This is a genomic window from Bifidobacterium ruminantium DSM 6489, from assembly GCF_000770925.1.
Taxonomy (GTDB): Bacteria; Actinomycetota; Actinomycetes; order Actinomycetales; family Bifidobacteriaceae; genus Bifidobacterium; species Bifidobacterium ruminantium.
This window is the reverse complement of record NZ_JDTK01000051.1, coordinates 1-1,707: the sequence shown is the minus strand read 5'-3', so window position 1 is coordinate 1,707 and position 1,707 is coordinate 1. Positions and strand designations below refer to the sequence as shown.

The 1,707-nt window shown below is 52.1% G+C and carries 3 protein-coding genes; all 3 read left to right on the top strand.

Annotated elements, in window-relative coordinates; translation table 11 throughout:
• The first annotated feature begins 86 nt into the window (after positions 1-86).
• The 3 genes from OU26_RS09310 to OU26_RS09300 are packed head-to-tail and all read left to right on the top strand — an operon-like array spanning position 87 to position 1,653.
• Positions 87-734, top strand: coding sequence for a DUF3990 domain-containing protein (locus OU26_RS09310; protein WP_026645759.1), 648 nt, complete (start codon positions 87-89; stop codon positions 732-734).
• 5 nt (positions 735-739) lie between these two features.
• Positions 740-1,162, top strand: a complete 423-nt coding sequence (locus OU26_RS09305) for a hypothetical protein (protein WP_033499123.1) — start codon at positions 740-742, stop codon at positions 1,160-1,162.
• On the top strand, positions 1,159-1,653 hold the full coding sequence (locus OU26_RS09300; protein ID WP_026645761.1) for an NADAR family protein: 495 nt from the start codon (positions 1,159-1,161) through the stop codon (positions 1,651-1,653). The genes OU26_RS09305 and OU26_RS09300 overlap by 4 nt, the downstream gene beginning before the upstream one ends.
• Positions 1,654-1,707: the final 54 nt, after the last annotated feature.

Below are 1,707 nucleotides of genomic sequence, written 5' to 3'. Positions count from 1 at the left end.
CTCATCACCCTTCATCAGCGTAAGCTCGAATTACTGCGGAATATTAAGAAATCCATGCTTGACAAGATGTTCGTATAGGGGTGTTCATGGCAACGATCACGTTATTTCACGGTTCTCCGCATGAGTCAGTGACCCCCGAATACGGTTTAGGTAACGATAAGCATGACTACGGTCGTGGTTTTTATCTGACTAAAAGTGTCGAGCTCGCCAAGGAATGGGCCGTGTGCAGGCCGGATGAGTCCAATGGCTGGGTCCACCAGTACGAACTGGACACGAATGGGCTGAGCATCCTGGATTTTCAGGAACATAGCGTGCTTGCCTGGCTGGCTGAGCTGATGAAGCATCGTGATGCCGCCGATTCCAAGCGTTATCGTGTGCTGGCCGCAAAATTCATCGCCCAATACGGCATCGATACCAGCGGTTATGACATCATCAAAGGTTGGCGTGCGAACGCCTCGTATTTTTACATCGCTAAAGAATTCGTCCGAGACAATGTGGACGTCGATATCTTGGAGGAACTGCTGTCACTTGGCGGACTGGGCATTCAATATTGCATCAAAAGCGAAAAGGCATATGGGCAACTGCGCGAAGTCAACGATGGCTTGCTTTCCGTCAGTTACAGCGAATTCAACGACAAATACAATCAGAGGGATGTTGAGGCGCGGCAGAACATGCGTGATCTCATCGATTCCGATGCTAATACGGTGACCAACGTGTTCAGCACGTTGCTCTAGGGGTGATGACAATGCGGGCATATCCAGAGGTCTATCGGGATGATGTGGTGGAAAGCCAAGGCAAGCTTTTCGACTACGTGGCGCAGTCGTTCCCTAACAAGAGCACGGAGGACTTCATCGCCACGTATATGACGAGCAAAACACGCAAAAGCATTGATGAAGCCAAAGCCTACGTCAATACGATGGATGCGGAAGAGCTGTGGAAGTATTTCACCGAGACCGAGCACTACCAGTTGAAGGACGGCAAGGCGCTTAAAGGGTTCATGCCTGATTGGATCGGTGAGTTCTATGCCTACTACCAGTGGTTCTACGCCATTCCCAGTGCTGAAGTGATTACCAGGGTGCCGTTGAACTTCCTGAAGAAAGCCTATTTCGGGCTGCATGATCTCGATCTGGAACTTGCGGTGCGGAAAGTCGGCGAAGAATGACGGGCATCGTTTGCTTCCATAATCCCGATGAGGAGAACGGGTACCTGAGCAACTGGTATCCGTCGCACTTCGTTGTGGACGGTGTCGAGTTCTCCTCGATGGAACAGTACATGATGTACCGCAAGGCATGCTGTTTCAGCGATGCCGAAACAGCCGCGCGAATCCTCGAAACCGATGACGTGGCCGAGATAAAACGCCTTGGTCGACTGGTGGCCGGTTATGACGATCACGTGTGGAACGGCGTTCGCCAAATCGAGGTCTATGAAGGATTACTTGCCAAATTCAGCCAGAACGCCGAACTTGGGGCACGGCTTGAGGTAACCGGCACCGCGCTGCTGGCGGAATGCGCCGTCAAAGACCGCATCTGGGGCATCGGCCTGTCGATGCATGACCCAGCCAGGTTCAATCTGAGCCAATGGCGCGGTCGGAACCTGCTCGGATACGCTCTAATGCTCACAAGAAGGAAGCTCAGCCGTATAGATCGATGGTAATACGGCTATTTTCCTGGTTTTAATTGCCCCCGCTTGGGAACAGCGTAAGCTGGG

What these genes read in the sequence shown, in the direction of transcription:
- OU26_RS09310 (WP_026645759.1), top strand. Translation starts at nt 87, where the DNA reads ATGGCAACGATCACGTTATTTCACGGTTCTCCGCATGAGTCAGTGACC.
- OU26_RS09305 (WP_033499123.1), top strand. Translation starts at nt 740, where the DNA reads ATGACAATGCGGGCATATCCAGAGGTCTATCGGGATGATGTGGTGGAA.
- OU26_RS09300 (WP_026645761.1), top strand. Translation starts at nt 1,159, where the DNA reads ATGACGGGCATCGTTTGCTTCCATAATCCCGATGAGGAGAACGGGTAC.